The sequence below is a fragment of the Variovorax gracilis genome (genome assembly GCF_030317115.1).
GTDB lineage: Bacteria > Pseudomonadota > Gammaproteobacteria > Burkholderiales > Burkholderiaceae_C > Variovorax > Variovorax gracilis.
Map to the genome: position 1 here is coordinate 1 of NZ_JASZYF010000014.1, position 14,553 is coordinate 14,553.

Annotated in this window: 16 protein-coding genes; 9 read left to right on the top strand and 7 right to left on the bottom strand. The window is 65.0% G+C overall.

All coding sequences use genetic code 11. The annotated features are described in order from the left end of the window. Positions 1-343: 343 nt before the first annotated feature. Positions 344-823: a C40 family peptidase gene (locus QTH97_RS23310; RefSeq protein WP_286570849.1), complete on the bottom strand. Its 480-nt coding sequence runs from the start codon at positions 821-823 to the stop codon at positions 344-346. 168 nt (positions 824-991) lie between these two features. Here QTH97_RS23310 and QTH97_RS23315 point away from each other — a divergent pair, with 168 nt between their 5' ends. Genes QTH97_RS23315 through QTH97_RS23330 form a run of 4 tightly spaced genes read left to right on the top strand, consistent with a single transcriptional unit; the run spans position 992 to position 5,507 of the window. After that, positions 992-1,366 carry a DMT family transporter gene (locus QTH97_RS23315; protein ID WP_286570850.1) on the top strand — a complete coding sequence of 125 codons (375 nt, stop codon included), beginning with the start codon at positions 992-994 and terminating at the stop codon, positions 1,364-1,366. 9 nt (positions 1,367-1,375) lie between these two features. Beyond that, the gene (locus QTH97_RS23320; protein ID WP_286570851.1) at positions 1,376-2,800 is read left to right on the top strand and encodes a UbiA family prenyltransferase; all 1,425 of its coding nucleotides are present in this window, start codon (positions 1,376-1,378) and stop codon (positions 2,798-2,800) included. 4 nt (positions 2,801-2,804) lie between these two features. Continuing rightward, entirely contained in the window at positions 2,805-4,025 is a 1,221-nt protein-coding gene (locus tag QTH97_RS23325) for a hypothetical protein (RefSeq protein ID WP_286570852.1), read from the top strand. A gap of 12 nt (positions 4,026-4,037) precedes the next feature. Beyond that, complete coding sequence (locus QTH97_RS23330; RefSeq protein ID WP_286570853.1) at positions 4,038-5,507, top strand: glycosyltransferase family 87 protein; 1,470 nt, start codon at positions 4,038-4,040, stop codon at positions 5,505-5,507. A gap of 101 nt (positions 5,508-5,608) precedes the next feature. Here QTH97_RS23330 and QTH97_RS23335 read toward each other — a convergent pair whose 3' ends face one another. From QTH97_RS23335 to QTH97_RS23345, 3 genes are read right to left on the bottom strand one after another with little or no spacing between them, the layout of a single operon-like run. Then, on the bottom strand, positions 5,609-6,010 hold the full coding sequence (locus QTH97_RS23335; protein ID WP_506555388.1) for a DUF2325 domain-containing protein: 402 nt from the start codon (positions 6,008-6,010) through the stop codon (positions 5,609-5,611). Positions 6,011-6,021: 11 nt separating this feature from the next. Further along, positions 6,022-6,930 (bottom strand): ZIP family metal transporter, encoded by a 909-nt coding sequence (locus tag QTH97_RS23340; RefSeq protein WP_286570969.1) that lies wholly within the window; start codon positions 6,928-6,930, stop codon positions 6,022-6,024. A gap of 17 nt (positions 6,931-6,947) precedes the next feature. Further along, positions 6,948-7,070: a hypothetical protein gene (locus tag QTH97_RS23345; protein ID WP_286570854.1), complete on the bottom strand. Its 123-nt coding sequence runs from the start codon at positions 7,068-7,070 to the stop codon at positions 6,948-6,950. Positions 7,071-7,438: 368 nt separating this feature from the next. On the opposite strand from QTH97_RS23345, the gene QTH97_RS23350 reads away from it, so the two are divergent. Together QTH97_RS23350 and QTH97_RS23355 are read left to right on the top strand one after the other, a co-directional pair. Beyond that, entirely contained in the window at positions 7,439-7,879 is a 441-nt protein-coding gene (locus QTH97_RS23350) for an Ohr family peroxiredoxin (RefSeq protein ID WP_286570855.1), read from the top strand. Between the two features lie 177 nt (positions 7,880-8,056). Next, positions 8,057-8,524, top strand: coding sequence for a MarR family winged helix-turn-helix transcriptional regulator (locus QTH97_RS23355; protein ID WP_286570856.1), 468 nt, complete (start codon positions 8,057-8,059; stop codon positions 8,522-8,524). A 36-nt stretch (positions 8,525-8,560) separates the two neighbouring features. On the opposite strand, the gene QTH97_RS23360 is transcribed toward QTH97_RS23355, so the two are convergent. After that, positions 8,561-8,758 carry a hypothetical protein gene (locus QTH97_RS23360; protein ID WP_286570857.1) on the bottom strand — a complete coding sequence of 66 codons (198 nt, stop codon included), beginning with the start codon at positions 8,756-8,758 and terminating at the stop codon, positions 8,561-8,563. Positions 8,759-8,910: 152 nt separating this feature from the next. Here QTH97_RS23360 and QTH97_RS23365 point away from each other — a divergent pair, with 152 nt between their 5' ends. Next, the gene (locus QTH97_RS23365) at positions 8,911-9,795 is read left to right on the top strand and encodes an SMP-30/gluconolactonase/LRE family protein (RefSeq protein WP_286570858.1); all 885 of its coding nucleotides are present in this window, start codon (positions 8,911-8,913) and stop codon (positions 9,793-9,795) included. Here QTH97_RS23365 and QTH97_RS23370 read toward each other — a convergent pair. Then, positions 9,792-10,625: an IclR family transcriptional regulator gene (locus QTH97_RS23370; RefSeq protein ID WP_286570859.1), complete on the bottom strand. Its 834-nt coding sequence runs from the start codon at positions 10,623-10,625 to the stop codon at positions 9,792-9,794. The genes QTH97_RS23365 and QTH97_RS23370 overlap by 4 nt on opposite strands. 155 nt (positions 10,626-10,780) lie before the next feature. Here QTH97_RS23370 and QTH97_RS23375 point away from each other — a divergent pair, with 155 nt between their 5' ends. Beyond that, positions 10,781-11,410 carry a hypothetical protein gene (locus tag QTH97_RS23375; RefSeq protein WP_286570860.1) on the top strand — a complete coding sequence of 210 codons (630 nt, stop codon included), beginning with the start codon at positions 10,781-10,783 and terminating at the stop codon, positions 11,408-11,410. A 43-nt stretch (positions 11,411-11,453) separates the two neighbouring features. Continuing rightward, entirely contained in the window at positions 11,454-12,461 is a 1,008-nt protein-coding gene (locus QTH97_RS23380) for a TRAP transporter substrate-binding protein (protein ID WP_286570861.1), read from the top strand. A gap of 3 nt (positions 12,462-12,464) precedes the next feature. Here QTH97_RS23380 and QTH97_RS23385 read toward each other — a convergent pair whose 3' ends face one another. Next, the gene (locus QTH97_RS23385; RefSeq protein WP_286570862.1) at positions 12,465-14,327 is read right to left on the bottom strand and encodes an AMP-binding protein; all 1,863 of its coding nucleotides are present in this window, start codon (positions 14,325-14,327) and stop codon (positions 12,465-12,467) included. Positions 14,328-14,553: the final 226 nt, after the last annotated feature.

The window sequence follows — 14,553 nt, forward strand, 5'->3', positions numbered from 1 at the left end:
TACCACCGGTTGTCGTAGTACTGATCCGCTGCGAAGGTGGTCTGCGCAAGGCAGGCGCCATACGGGAGGACAAGCGCGCAGCAAGCTGCAAGGGTGCGTCGGTCGAACATGAAAGCCTCACTTTGTTGAAGTTGATGAGAGCCTCAGCCGGAGCCAGTTGAGCCAAGCACGATAGGTGCGGGCAAGCCCGCCGGTCTTCACACACGCAACCGGTTGTGTCGCTCCTCTTGGGCAGCCACCTTCGGTTTCACATCTTTCAGCGAAGCAAGGCTCCATTTGCGCAACGACAACACCTGCACCGAAACGCGCGGAGAAATTGACGCGTCGTGGAGGTCCCGGGCGATCAGGGGCGCCTGACGTCCATCCTCTGGCGCGACCAGTAGGGACCATCGATGCGATCGAGCCGAACCTCTCCGCCCGTCGACGGCGCGTGGACGAAGCGGTTCTCGCCTACATAGATCCCGGCATGCGTCGGCCTGTTGCCGCCGAAGATCACCAGATCGCCTGTGCGCAGCGCGTCTCGCGACACCATGTCACCGAAGCCCGCGAGTTGGGCGACGGTGCGCGGCGTCGCCAAGCCCGCGCTCTCGCGATAGACGAAGGCGATGAGCCCGCTGCAGTCGAAGCCTCCATCGACCGTATTGCCGCCATAGCGGTACGGCGTGCCCACCAGCCCCATGGCATGGATCGCCGCATCCCTGGATTGCTCGGCCGAGATCAGCGATGGCCGCGCGCTGCGGCCGACCGGCAGCGGCGCCGTGGAACTGCAGGCCGCCAGCACGAGCCACGCACACACCGTGATCGATCGACGAAGAATCAGCATTGCCGCGCATGGTAGTTGCTCAGCAGGTTTCACATGGCATGAATACTTCGCAGCTTTACGCAGAAAAGTTGTTGAAAGCTCCCCCCGCTGACACAGACATTGATGATTTAGTGTTACCGTAACTTTTTGTCACACTGCGGGTTAACCCGGGCCGATCGGCCGATTGCCATGAATTTCCCGACCTTTTCCATCATCCTGTCCGGCGTCCTGCTGAATTCGGCAGCGCAATTGCTGCTCAAGGCCGGCGCCAGAACCATCGGCTCGGTCTCGATGACAAGCATGTCGTCCATCGGCGCCGCCGCATGGAGCGCAGCCACCCAGCCGTGGATCGCATTGGGCCTCGTGTGCTACTTCGTCAGCGCCGGCCTGTGGGTGGTTGCGCTCACCCGCGTCGACGTCACCGTGGCCTACCCGATGCTCTCTCTGGGCTACGTCATCGCGGCGATATTCGCCTGGCAGATCTTCGGCGAGCAACTCACTGCCGCACGCCTCGTGGGCATCTTCATCATCCTGGCCGGTGTGGTCGTACTGGCGCGGTCCTGAAGGAAATACGTGGCAAACACGCGTGCACTCTATGTCGACCTTGATGGCACTCTGATCGCGGCCGACGTGCTGCACGAGTCCTTGTTCAAACTGCCCCGCGTGGCACCGTGGGCCCTGCTCAAACTTCCGCTGTGGGTCGCACGGGGCAAGGCCGTGCTCAAGCGCGAACTGGCCGATCGCGTGGACATCGACGTCACCACGCTGCCCTACCGGCCCGAGGTGCTCGCGATGATCCAGGCCGCGCGGGACAAGGGGCGCCGGGTGGTGCTGGCGACCGCGAGCGACGAGAAGTTCGCGCACGAGATCGCGCGGCACCTGGATCTGTTCGACGCTGTTCTCGCCTCCGACGGCGATCGCAACCTGAGCGGCGCGGCCAAGCTCGACGCCATCAAGGTCGATGCCGGCGGTGAACCATTCGACTACATCGGCGACCAGCCCGTGGACCTTCCCATCTGGCGGGAGGCCGACGAGGCGGTCGTGGTCGGCAGCACGGGAAGGCTCGCGGCGCGTGCGGCCCGGCATACGCCCGCCACGACGCACCTCGAGATTCCGTCGGTGGCCTTTCATCGCTACCTCTATGGCGTGCGGCTTCACCAGTGGCTGAAGAACCTTCTGATCTTCCTGCCGCTGCTGCCGGTGCTGCACGAGCTCGATGCATCGCTCATCGGAAATGCCTGCATCGCTTTCCTGGCCTTCGGCCTGATGGCGTCCAGCATCTACGTGCTCAACGATCTGCTCGATCTCGAATCGGACCGGCGGCACAAGCGAAAGAAGTTCCGCCCTTTCGCTTCCGGTGAAATCTCCATCGCGGACGGCATGCAGATGTCGGTTTCGCTGGCCACTACATCGCTGCTGATATCGGTGCTGGCGCTGCCATGGCAATTCATGGCGATGCTCACGCTCTACCTCGCGCTCACGCTCGCGTACTCGTTCTTCCTCAAGCGTCGCGCCCTCGTCGACGTGTTTGCCCTGGCCGGGCTCTACACGGTGCGCGTCGGTGCCGGTGCGGCTGCGGCCGGATTGCCGCTGTCGTACTGGATGCTGTCCTTCTCGATCTTCCTGTTCCTCAGCCTCGCGCTGGCGAAGCGCTACGTCGAGCTGATGGGCACGCAGGAAGAAATCGACCGCATGAGCCGCGAGCGCGGCTATCACGCAGTCGACATGCCCTTCGTGCTGTGTGCGGGTATCGCCGCGGGTCAGATGGCGGCGCTGCTGCTGAGTCTGTACTTCCACGACCAGGACATGATGCTGCGCTACTCCGAGCCCCAACTGCTGTGGACGCTGGTGCCTGTCTTCCTGTTCTGGGTGCTGCGGATCTGGCTCAAGGCCGTGCGTGGTGCGCTGCACGACGATCCCGTGGTCTTCGCTGCGCGCGACTGGGTGAGCCAATTGACGGTTTGCATCGCGGCCATCGTGCTGTGGGCCGCGGGCTGATCGCGTGCGTCAACGGATGATCCTGGCGCGAGACGCCGCCGTTGTTGTCGTCTTGATCGGACTGGCTCTTGTGCTGCTGGGAGGGCTTTCGCGCCAGTTGCCACCGGCCCTGTACGGCGAGCACGGCGGCGACGCCTGGTTCGAGGCGGACATCCCGCGAGTGCTCGCGAACATGACGAGCATGGCGAGCAACCACTACCGTACCAAGGTGCATCCGATCGCCTCGATCGTGACGCATCCGATCGTGCAGGGCATGCGCGCCATCTGGCCGGGCAGCGACATCCAGGCCGCATTGCGGTTCATCCTGCTGGTGGCGGCCCTGTGGGTGGCCGCCTTCTACGCGCTGTGCCGGCTGATCGGCGCCCGATGGTGGGAAGCCGTGTGCTTCTGCGCGCTCGCGATCGGCAGCGCGGCGTTCCAGTTCTGGTTCTCGGTGCCCGAGACCTTTGCGCTCGGCTCGCTGTCCTTGCTGCTGACGCTGCTGGTCGGCGCGACGGCAGTGCATCGCCCCGTGAGCGACCGGCTGCTGATCGCTGCGAGCGCGATGAGCCTCAGCATCACCGTCACGAACTGGGTTGCCGGCCTTGCAGTGGCAGCGGCGAACCGCCCTTGGCGCCGGGCGCTGCGCATCAGCGCAATCGCCTTCGCGATCATCGCGGTGATCGCCGTCGTGCAGCGCTTGCTCTACCGGCTCGCGCTCATGTTCTTCCTCGGAAGCCGCGAAGAGTTGTCCTACGTGAACCTGGCGCAGTCGGGCACTCCGCTCGACAAACTCGCCGGCATGTTCTGGTCGCCGATCCTCGCGCCTCTCCCCCAGGTCAAGGAAGCGCTTGCGCCCAAACTGAACTGGGTCACGGTCCAGGTCAGCCCGATCGCCGCCGATTGGCAGGGCATCGTCTCGCTCGCGTTGTGGACCGTTCTTCTCGTGGCAGGCGCGCGGGGGCTCCTGCGACTGCCCCAGTGGCGCAGGTTCGCCCTGGTGGTCGGCGTGACGCTGGCATCGCAGGTGGTGCTGCATCTCTTCTATGGCGAGGAGACCTTTCTCTACGCTGCGCATTTCCTGCCGCTGCTGATGGTCGTGACGGTGTTCGCACGGCACTCCGAGCTCGGGCGCATCGCGCCCGTGATGGCGCTGGTGGCGGGCGGCATGGCGGCCTTCGAGAACGCGGAGACCTTCGCGTTCGCGGCGGCCAAGCTCACGCAATGGTCTCCTCATCTTCAATAGGATCGAAACGCGATGAAGTCCTTGCTACTGTTCGCCATCGCGCTGCTTTCAGGCCTTGCGTTGCTCGCGCTCTGGCGGCTCGAGCCCCCCATACCGGGTCTGGCGCGGAACGCCGGAACCGATCCTCATGCGCGGACATGGCGCACCTGGGCAATGCTGCAGGCCAGCGGCCTGCTGGTGTGCGCGATCGCGACGCTCATCGATGGACTGCCCGCGCACAGCACGATGAGCTACGCGCGCTTTCTGCTGGCGCCGTACGCAGGTACCGATTCGTGGATGCCGATGCAGAGGGCGGTCGAGCAATTGCAGCAGCATCCCGATGTACCGTTGTACCAGTCGCTCTTCTTCGAGCAGCACGTCAAGTTCCAGTATCCGTTGACTTCTCTGCTGCTGCTGGACGTTCCGCGATGGGTCTTTCATGCCGACCTGGATTCGGTGATCCTCTTCTACAAGGTGCTGTCGCGCTTTTGCGTGATCGCGATCGGTGTCGTCTTCTACATGCTCATGACGGGCGCCATCCGCGCCGCCCATCCCGACGCGCAGCGGGCGCGCATCCCGCCGCTGACGCATGCGGTGCTTCTGGCGCTGAGCCTGTTCAGCGTCGCGATGTTCTATCCGATCGCACGGTCCGAGGCCCACGGACAGATCCAGACCTCGCTCACCTTGCTTGCGGCCCTCGCGCTCCTGGCGTGGCAGCGTGATCGACCCATCGCGGCCGGCGTGCTGATCGCGATGTGCGCCTGCGTCAAGCCGCAGTGGGCGTTCTTCGTCGTCTGGGCACTCTTCAGGCGCGAATGGAAATTCGCCATCGCTGCGGCGCTGACGGGTGCGGTCATATTGGGGTTGGCGCTGGCGGCCTACGGATTCGACAATGTGGTCGGCTACCTGCCCGTGCTGTCGTTCCTGAGCCGGCACGGCGAGAGCTATTTCATCAACCAGTCGGTGAACGGACTGATGCACCGGCTGCTGTTCAACGGCATCAACCTGGAAGGCAGGGGCCTGCTCTGGTCGGGCACGGACATCCCGCCGTACCACCGGATCGTGCACATGGCGACGCTCGCTTCCAGCGCGCTCATCCTCGGCGCTGCGATGTTCTGGCGCCTGCGCAAGCGCCCGACGCTGATCGACATGTCGCTGGTGATGCTAAGCCTCACGATCGCGTCGCCGGTGGCATGGGAGCACCACTATGGCGTCCTCTTCCCTATCTTCGCGGTCATGCTGCCTTCAGTGATGCAATCACGGCCGTTCGGGCAATGGACGCTGCCACTGTTCTGGCTCGGCTTCACGCTCACGAGCCAATCGTTCGTGACGCTCACCAACCTCTTCGCCGACAGCCGGCTCAATGTCCTGCAGTCGTACATCTTCTTTGGCGGTCTGTTGGTGCTCGCCGCGCTCTATCGCATGAGTTGGCTGGAGCCCATCGGCGGCGCCGTGACTCGCGCGGGTCGCGCGAGCTTGCAGGGCGCGCGGGCGGCGGCATAGCCGTCTGGCTCGCTCACGGTCTCGCCGATGGCGAGCGCCATGATGCCGCCGGGTTCAGCGTTGGACTGAAGGCCAGTACCGACCGCCTGCCGTGCTGACGCTCATCCGGAGGCAGTTTCTCGCGCCGGTGGATGGTGGATCCGCACGATGCGAACGGCGTCGGGCTCCTCGACCAGCACGCAGACCTTGCCGGTGCGCCTGCAAGTGTCCTGCACGCGCCAGTACGCGCCGTGGCTGAGACAACCGGTCTGGCAGATCACGAGATCGGCCGCGACAAGGCTGTCTTCCAGGCGATGTTCCTGCGCCCACGCCAATGCCGTGTCGCGCACGATGACGGCGGCGCGCAATCGCACGACCTGGGCACGCAGCATCTCGATCTCGGTGGCCTGCGCGCGCACCAGCTCGTCGCAGCGCAACTGCACCTGGCCGTAGTGGCGCATGAGCGCGTGGTGTTCGCCGATCAGATGATCGAGATCGTGCGCGGGAACTTGGGATGCATCCATATGACTGTCGCTCAGGCCAATGCCGTGTCGAGCAGCATCATGAGCACGAAGCCCACCATCAAGCCGCCGGTGGCAAAGGCCTCGTGACCCTTGCGGTGCGATTCGGGAATGATCTCGTGGCTGATCACGAAGAGCATCGCGCCGGCCGCGAAGCCGAGGCCCCAAGGGAGCATCGCGGCCGAATAGCCGACGACGGCCGCTCCCAGCACGGCGCCGATGGGTTCGACCAGACCCGATGCCGCGCCGAGCGCGACGGCGAACGAGCGCTTGTAGCCCGCGGCCAGCAGCGCAGCGGCGACCACGAGTCCCTCGGGCACGTCCTGGATGGCGATCCCCATCGCCAACGCGTTGCCACGCAATCCTTCGTTGCCGGCGTAACCCACGCCGATGGCGAGACCCTCGGGCAGGTTGTGCAACGCAATGGCGATCACGAACAACCAGGTGCGTCGCAGCTTTTGCGCGGCATGCCCCTCGCGACCCTTGATGAAATGCTCGTGCGGCAGGAGTTTGTCCATCATGAGAAGCGCCAGCGCACCCAGCAGGATCGCCATGCCGACGATTCCACCAGCGGTCCAGGCGCTGCCGCCGAACGTGGGAGCCGCCTTGGCAGCCTCGATGCCGGGGATCACCAGCGAGAACGCGCTGGCGGCTAGCATCACGCCGGCGCCGAAGCCGAACAGCGTGTCCTGCACGCGATCCGACAGGCGTTGCGAGAACAGCACCGGCAGCGTGCCCAGCGCGGTCGCCAGCGCGGCCACCGACCCGCCGATCAATGCACTGAGCACCACCGGATTGCCGTGAACGTATTGTCCGAACTGCATGAGCAGCACGATCCCGCCGGCGCATGCGATGGCACGGCCGATCCAGGAGCGCAGGCGCATTCGATCTGCGGCGACGGCCTTGTTTCGGATCTCCGCCATGTCGATGGGGATGTCACTCAAACCGACGCGCGCGCGGCGGCATGACGGCGAGCCACCTCGGCCCGGCAGCGCGCGGCATCGGTGCCGGTGCGCACCGTGCGCTCCCATTCGCACAGCCGCTCTGATGCGGAAGTCTTCATCGACAACTCCTTTCAGGAGCCCTTTGCGTCGAACAAGACTTACGTACTCGGGCGGACAGATGATAATCATTCTTATTTGGAACGTCTATCGGCCGGGTTCTCCTTGTTACCAATTGACTCGCTCGCGTCGCTTGACTTCGGCTTCTGGCCGGCTATGATTCGTGCCATCGCATACGATTCAATCGCATACGATGACAACCGATCCACTTGAGGACAAACATGGCACTCCACCATCCGCCAGCGTCTCGCCATTTCATTGAAACCAAGCACATGTAAGCACATCATTTATATCGTACACGATGCAATCGCATACGCTATCAAGTTCACCCTCGACTCTCTACCCCAACGCAACTGAAGGATTCCATCCCATGAGCAAGATCGAAAAAGTCCTGGTCACAGGCAAGACGCACACCACGGTCAGCGGCGCCTCGCGCGGCAACTACGATCGTCTCGACATCGAGCTTTCGTCGCCCGGCGGCAAGCCGGCGCACCTGTTTCCGGCCATCCAGCCGCATCCCACCGCGGAACAGTTGTTTGCCGGTGCCTGGTCGGCCTGCTACACCGCTGCGATCGGACTCGTGGCCAAGGAAAGGAATGTGGTGCTTCCGTCCGATCTGTCCGTCGATATCGAAGTCGATCTCGGCCAGACGGGCCAGGCCTACTTCATCCAGGCCCGGTTCCTGGTGCGCGTGCCCGGCGTGGCGCAGGAAGTCGCGGAGGCCATTGCCCACGGCGCGCACGACATCTGCCCGTACTCGAAGGCCACCCGGGGCAACATCGACGTGGCGGTGAACGTCGTCACTTCGTGACGCACCGCAGGGCATGGGCGGTGATCGACGTCTGACTTCGATCATCCTCCTGGTCCGCAGAAGCCCGCAGACGTGTCTGCGGGCTTCTTTCGTGATCATTAGATAGCTTGCGATGGCATCGCATACGATTCATAATCCGCCTCTTCCGGGAAGCTCGTCTCTTGCGAAAGGATGCAAATGAAATCGACCGACAAGGCGGACACCGAGGACTTGAGGCTCTGCGACTTCCTCTGTTTTGCGGTCTATTCCGCGAACCTGGCCTTCGGCAAGACCTACAAGCCGGTCCTCGACCAGCTCGGGCTGACCTACACGCAGTACATCACCATCATCGCGCTCTGGGAGGAAGACAACCAGACCGTCGGCAGGTTGGGCGAAAAGCTGTTTCTCGAATCGAACACGCTCACGCCGATGCTGAAGAAGCTCGAGGCGATGGGTTACCTGGAGAGGCAGCGCGACCCCGAAGACGAGCGCCAAGTGCGAGTCAAGCTGACCAAGGCCGGCCGCCGGCTGCGCGAGAAGCGCATGGAACTGGACATCAAGGATGCGCCGGGCCTTGCGCCCGACGAATTTGCGCGAATGCAGAAGGCGATCGTGTCGCTGCGCAACAACCTCATTCACTTCCAGTCGGCTGGTTCGGAGGAATAAGCCTCTGCACCACAGCGCCGGGCAGACATCGCCCCCTTACCTCAACGCTTCGCCAACCGGAATCCCGTAGCCATTGCGAAAGGCACCCAGCACCAGGCCGCGCACCGAATCTTTCGGGCTGGCCGTGACGAACCTGTTTTCAGCGGTCTTGTAGACAACGATGGTGCTCTGCGCGCTTTTGCTGAGAGTGCGCGCAACGCCGGTTGCCTGGCTGGGTGTCTGATAGGTATTCATACTTTTGACCTCGTTCGATGAGGCGATAGTAGCCCAAACGTATACAAACGTAACAACAAATGCATGTAAAGGTACTACGCAGTGCATTTTTCGCAACACACCCGGAACGCTTTCGGGCGACGGGCGGGGCTTGAGCTGGGAGCAACCTCGCCATGAGAGACACCGTCCGAGTCGTGACCCACTCCCGAGACCAGTTGGGCGAGACGCCCTTATGGTGTCCGCGCAGCGAAAAGATCTGGTGGATCGACATCGAGCGGCCCAGGCTCCAGTCGTTCGACGAGCGCACCGGAAAGCACGATGTGCATCCGTTCGGGAGCACCTTCGCGGGGAGCCTCGCGTTGCATCGCGAAGGCGGATTCGTCGTCGGACTCGACAACAGCCTTCACCGCTTCGACCCCGTGACGTCGACGCTGAAGCACATCGTCGACGTGGAACCCGCCGACAGGCGCACGCGACTGAACGACGGCCGCTGCGACCGGCGCGGCCGCCTGTGGATCGGCACCATGGACGCGGCCATCCAGGAGCCTCTCGGAAGCTTCTATCGCGTGGACCCGTCGGGTGTCGCGCACTGGCTGTTCGACGACATCATCGTGACCAACTCGGTCACGACCTCGCCCGACGACCGGACCCTCTACATGTCCGACACACGTCGCTTCAAGATCTGGGCGTTCGATCTCGATCCTGACGATGGGGCCTTGTCCAATCGACGGGTCTTCGCCGACTACTCGAACGACAAGGGAAGGCCCGACGGTGCCTGCGTGGACAGCGACGGATGCGTCTGGAATGCCGTGTTCGCGGGACATCGCGTGATCCGCTACACGCCCGCCGGCAAGATCGACCGCGTGATCGAGCTTCCGGTTACCAACCCCACCTGCGTGTGTTTCGGCGGCCCGGACCTGGGCACCCTCTACATCACGACCGCGACGAAGATGATCGCGCCGGAGGTCCTCGCCACCGAGCCGCTGGCGGGCGCGCTGCTGGCGGTGGAGGTCGGCGTGAAAGGCCTGCCCGAACCGATGTTCGGCGCGGCGGGCTAGCGGCCGACCTTCGCGCGCCGCTTGGCGATGATGTTGCCCCAGGTGCCGACATTGGCGGACTTGAGCAGCGCGGAGGAATTGCCCTGCACCACCAGTTCCTCCGCGGCGGCCAGCAGCGCCGGGCCGAACTGGACCATCCGCTTCAGGGTCAGCCGGGCCGAGGGGCCGGCAATGATGACGACGCCGGTCGTGGATTCGTTGGCGCGCTGGATGGGCGCGGCCATGGAACTCATGCCGGGTGCGTAGGCGTCCTGGATGATGCTGAAGCGGCGCTTGCGGTGCTCGTCCAGGATCTTGAGCAACGCCTTGATGCTCGTGGGTGCGTTGGGACCGAAGTTCTTCGGCTCGCCGATGCCCTGGCGCGACACGTACTCGATCGCCACGTCTTCGGGCAAGGTCATGAGCCATGCCTGCCCCGCCGCACTGCACGACAGCCGCAGGTCGATGCCCATGTCGGGGTCGTACAGCAGGCCCGACTTCGCACCCTGCGCCTTGGCGACGAGCGTCAGCCGGTCTCCATCGACGATCGCGAGGCGCACCAGCTCGCCGGTGGCTTTCGCCAGGCGATCGATCACCGGCTGGGCGATGTCGAGGACGCCGGACTTGCTCAGGAAGCTGAGCCCCATCGACGCCATCTTGGTGGTGAGCGCGTAGTCGCCTCGCTGCGGCATCTGGCGCACGTAGCCATAGCGGATGAGTTCCTGCAGCGCGCGATGGCAGCCACTGCGCAACTGGTTCAGGTCCGTGGAGATCTGGGCGAGGGCCACACCGTCGGGGTAGTCGGTGAGGTATTCGAGGATGTCCAGCGATTTTTCGAGTGCGCCGCTCATGCAATCCTTAGGCTTTCAAAATTTGAATGCTATAGATAATTTGAACGGCATTCAACTTTCTGACATCATGCGCTCCACTTCAATCGGAGGCGGGAACCCGGATGTCCTTACTTGGAAGAGCTGCGCTGGCCATGTGGTGGAACATGGATCGCGCGATGAAGGTGGAGTTCGAAGACTGGCACTCCCACGAGCACTTTCCGGAGCGGCTCGGCATCCCGGGCTTTCGCCGCGGCACCCGCTGGACGAGCGCGACCGGCGGCGAGGGCATCTTCGTCATGTATGAGCTGGAGGCACACGCCACGCTGTCATCGCCGGCCTACCTGGAGCGCCTGAATGCGCCGAGCCCCTGGTCGACAAAGATGATGCCGCACCACCGGAACATGGTGCGCTGCCAATCGCACGTGCTGGAAAGCCGCGGCAGCGGCGTTGCGAGGCAGGCCTTGACGGTGCGTCTGTCGCCCGCCGCCGGGCGGGATGATGCGCTTCGATCGTCGCTCGCATCCCTCTTTCCGACACTGGTGACACGGCCCGGCCTGACCGGCGCCCACCTGCTCAGGCACGAGACGCCTGCGATCGCCCAGACCACGGAGCAGAAGATCCGGGGCTCTTCCGACCAGGTGGCGGACTGGGTCCTTGTCGTCCTCGGCTACGACCCCGCAGCCCTCGAAGCGCTCGCGCGTTCAGACCTCGACGAAAGGTCGCTCGTGCAGCTCGGCGCTTCTTCGGGCCAGACCAGCGACCTGTTTTCGCTCTCGTACTCGGCCACGCCGGCCGATGTCGCTTGAGACGCCTGAACTCACTTCACCCGCAATAGACAGGAGACATCCCATGAGACTTCGCAGCCTACTCACCTTCGCCGCACTCGTTGCCGCCTGTGCCGGCGCGTCCGCGCAGACCCAGGAGCAGATCATCCGCTTCGGCCACGTCGTCCAGGCGGGCCATCCGATCTCTCTGGCGACCCAGAAGCTGGGCGAGATCGTCGCCGCGAAGAGCGGCGGCAGGATGCGGGTGCAGGAACTCGGCGGCGGAACGGTCGGCGGCGAGCAGCAGCAACTCAGCGCCGTGCAAGGCGGCGTGCAGGACATCACCCTGCCCTCCGCGACGGTCATGGGCGCGGTGGTCAAGGAGTTCACGCTGCTGGACGTGCCCTTTTCCTTCAGCAAGGCCGAACAGGTCGACGCGCTCCTTGCCGGGCCCTTCGGCCAGGCGCTGATGGCGAAGCTGCCCGAGAAAGGGTTGATCGGGCTGGCGTTCTGGGAAACGGGGTTTCGCAACTTCACCAACAGCCGCAAGCCGATCGTCAACATCGAAGACCTCAAGGGCCTGAAGCTGCGCGTGATCCCGAATCCCCTGTTCATCGAGAGCTTCGGCGCGCTCGGGACCAATCCCGTGCCGATGCCTTTCCCCGAGTTGTATGGCGCGCTGGAGTCGAGGGCGATGGATGCCCAGGAGAACCCGTTCAGCGTGGTGCTGACCAGCAAGTTCTACGAGGTGCAGAAGTACATGAGCGTCACCAACCACGTGTACACGGCCAACCCGGTGGTGATCAGCAAGAAGGTCTGGGACAAGCTCTCGCCCGCCGACCAGAAGATCATCCAGGAGTCGGTGGCGGAAGCCGGCGCCTATCAACGCAAGCTCAGTCGCGAGGCCTCATCGGGCGCCCGCAAGGAGCTCGAGGCGAAGGGCATGCTCGTCAACGACGTGCCGCAAGCGACCCTCACCAAGATGCGTGAGTTGACCAAGCCGGTCGCGGACAAGTTCGCTGCGTCCTATGACCCGGCGCTGGTGCAGCTCTATCGCACCGAGCTGGCGAAGGTGCAGGCATCCATCCAATGAGGGTCAGCGCGACGCGACACGCGCCTCGAACAGATAGCCCGCGAGGGCCTGCTCGACCTGGGGTATCGACTCCCGGGCGGTCTCCGGCAGGGTCACGCTGACCGTCATGCCGCGGCGGCCGCCCTCGGCCACCTGCACCTGCGCATCGGGCAGCCGGAGCTGTTCGCGCACCAGGCTCGTGACCAGGCGCAACGCGGCATCGCAGCGCAACTGGGGCTTGTAGATCTTGCCCACCGACGTGAGCGGGATGGCCTCGACGACGTGGATCTGCTTCGGCCACGCCGGGCGCTCGCCGATCGTGCGCTCCGCGTGCTCGCGCAGTTCTTCCTCGGTGGCACTGGCGCCAGGTCGCAGCGCCACGTAGCACACCGGCAGTTCGCCGGCGTAGGCGCAGGGCATTCCCACCGCAGCGGCCAGCATCACGGCCGGATGCGAAGCCATGGCGTTCTCGATCATCAGCGGGTCGATGTTGTGGCCGCTGCGGATGATCAGGTCCTTCGCGCGGCCGGCGATGCGGATGCGCCCGTCCGCATCGGTGTAGCCCAGGTCGCCGCTGTTGAGCACGCCGCCTTCGAAGACACCCTTGTCGTGCTCGGGATCGCGGTAGCCGGGCGACACATGAGGGCCGGCGACGGTGATCACGCCAACCTCGCCCGTCTCGCAGGCCGGCCCCAGCCCGCGGCCGGCTTCCAGCCGCCGCACGACGACGCTCGTATAGGGCAGCGCCCAGCCGACCGAGCCGATGCCGCCGCTGCCGCCCACCGCGTCGATCGCGATCAGACCCGAGGCCTCGGTCATGCCGTACACCTCGAACAGGCCGCGGCGGGTGATCTGCCTGAAGCGCTCGCCGACCGCGGCCGGCAGCGACGCGGCGCCGCAGAAGCCGGCGCGGACGGCGCTGATGTCGGCGTCCGCCAGCGGGACGTCCAGCAGCGCGCCCACAGAGGTGGGCACCCCTCCCACCAGCGTGGCGCGGTACTGGCTCGCCAGGCGCCAGAAGCCTTGCACCATCGCCGGGTTGCGCAGCCCGCCGGGCGACATGACCAGCAGCCCCATCCCGGCCATGAAGGCGCTCAGGCCGCAGAAGATGGTGCCGCCGACGTGGAACAGGGGCAGCGTGGCCGTGAGGGTGTCGGTCGGCCGCATGTCGCCGAGGATGGCGCCGCCCAGCGCGGCCACCAGTTGGCTGCGGTGTGTGTGCGACACCAGCTTGGGCGCGCCGGTGGTGCCGCCAGTGTGGAAGTAGGCCGCCACGTCGTCGTCGCGCGCCGGCTCGCCGAACACCAGACGATCGTCGGGCTGTGCCATCAGCGCCGTGTGGAAATCGATCACTCCTTCTTCGAGCGGCGTGCCCGGCGGCGCGACGCGCAGCAGCTTCAGCCCCGGGATCTCGTCACGCAAGGCCAGCGCCTTCTGCCAGATGTCCAGCACCGGATGGGGGCCGAGGGCGACGAGCAGGCGGGCACCGGAGGCCTTCAGCAAGCCGGCAATGTGCGCGGGTTGCAGCAGGAAGTTGATGGGCACTGCGTAGCCCGCCGTCTCCGCGCCCCACAGCGTCGCATGGGTCTCGACCAGGCTGGGCAGCATGTAGGCAACGCCGGGGCGCGGGCCGCCCAGCGTCGCGAACAGGTTGGCCGCGCGCCGGATCAGGCCCAGCAGTTCGAGGTAGCTGACGCGGCGTGGCTGCTCGTCGGGCGCGCCGGTCATCAGCATCGTGAGCGCGGTCCGCTCGGGCTGGCGAGCGGCGGCGCCAATGAACACGTCCAGGATGCTGCGCTCGGGCAGGCGCTGGTCGAGCGCCATCTCAGACTCGACGCGCGCGATGTCGTCGCGGTTGCGGATGCCGATCTCGGGCAGGTGTGCCATGGCAGGCTCCTATGGAGGAGTGAACGGCGAGCGACCTTACTCCGATCGACGCAGCGGCAACAACGAGGTCTTACCCGCGCCTGATGCGCAGCCTTGCGCAATCAGCATGCGGGTGCAATATTCCGTGCCATGAAGAAGCTGATCTCGACCCTCCTCCTGGTGATGGCAGCGCTCATGTCGGCCGGGTCCGCCTCTGCCCAGTGGCACAACAGCCCGCAGTTCGATC

Coding starts and splice junctions, on each gene's coding strand:
- QTH97_RS23310 (WP_286570849.1), bottom strand. CDS start 823: ATGCTGATTCTTCGTCGATCGATCACGGTGTGTGCGTGGCTCGTGCTG.
- QTH97_RS23315 (WP_286570850.1), top strand. CDS start 992: ATGAATTTCCCGACCTTTTCCATCATCCTGTCCGGCGTCCTGCTGAAT.
- QTH97_RS23330 (WP_286570853.1), top strand. CDS start 4,038: ATGAAGTCCTTGCTACTGTTCGCCATCGCGCTGCTTTCAGGCCTTGCG.
- QTH97_RS23335 (WP_506555388.1), bottom strand. CDS start 6,010: ATGGATGCATCCCAAGTTCCCGCGCACGATCTCGATCATCTGATCGGC.
- QTH97_RS23340 (WP_286570969.1), bottom strand. CDS start 6,930: ATGGCGGAGATCCGAAACAAGGCCGTCGCCGCAGATCGAATGCGCCTG.
- QTH97_RS23345 (WP_286570854.1), bottom strand. CDS start 7,070: ATGAAGACTTCCGCATCAGAGCGGCTGTGCGAATGGGAGCGCACGGTG.
- QTH97_RS23350 (WP_286570855.1), top strand. CDS start 7,439: ATGAGCAAGATCGAAAAAGTCCTGGTCACAGGCAAGACGCACACCACG.
- QTH97_RS23355 (WP_286570856.1), top strand. CDS start 8,057: ATGAAATCGACCGACAAGGCGGACACCGAGGACTTGAGGCTCTGCGAC.
- QTH97_RS23360 (WP_286570857.1), bottom strand. CDS start 8,758: ATGAATACCTATCAGACACCCAGCCAGGCAACCGGCGTTGCGCGCACT.
- QTH97_RS23365 (WP_286570858.1), top strand. CDS start 8,911: ATGAGAGACACCGTCCGAGTCGTGACCCACTCCCGAGACCAGTTGGGC.
- QTH97_RS23370 (WP_286570859.1), bottom strand. CDS start 10,625: ATGAGCGGCGCACTCGAAAAATCGCTGGACATCCTCGAATACCTCACC.
- QTH97_RS23375 (WP_286570860.1), top strand. CDS start 10,781: ATGAAGGTGGAGTTCGAAGACTGGCACTCCCACGAGCACTTTCCGGAG.
- QTH97_RS23380 (WP_286570861.1), top strand. CDS start 11,454: ATGAGACTTCGCAGCCTACTCACCTTCGCCGCACTCGTTGCCGCCTGT.
- QTH97_RS23385 (WP_286570862.1), bottom strand. CDS start 14,327: ATGGCACACCTGCCCGAGATCGGCATCCGCAACCGCGACGACATCGCG.